The 403-nt window shown below is 42.7% G+C and carries 1 protein-coding gene; it reads left to right on the forward strand.

Translation table 11 applies throughout. From position 1 onward, the window contains the following. A partial coding sequence (locus SMIDD26_RS10925; RefSeq protein ID WP_134990319.1) for a type I 3-dehydroquinate dehydratase occupies positions 1-403 on the forward strand: 403 nt, incomplete at both ends.

Here is a 403-nt window from a genome sequence, read left to right on the forward strand (position 1 = left end):
AGAAGAATATATCCATCTAATCAAGGAAGTGGCGCAACTCTATCAACCAGACTATATTGATTTTGAGTACTATAGCTACAAGGATGTTTTTGAAGAAATGCTGGACTTCCCAAATCTCGTTTTGAGTTACCACAATTTCCAAGGAACACCTGAAAATATGATGGAAATCTTGTCAGAGTTGACGAGCTTAAATCCAAAACTTGTTAAGGTTGCGGTGATGGCCCATACGGAGCAAGATGTCTTAGACTTGATGAACTATACACGAGGCTTTAAAACCCTTAATCCTGAACAGGAATATGTGACCATTTCTATGGGCAAGGTGGGCAAGGTCTCTCGTATCACTGCGGATGTGACGGGTTCGAGTTGGTCTTTTGCCAGTCTGGATGAGGCTAGTGCCCCAGGT

Source organism: Streptococcus mitis (assembly GCF_001579035.1).
Lineage (GTDB): Bacteria > Bacillota > Bacilli > Lactobacillales > Streptococcaceae > Streptococcus > Streptococcus mitis_J.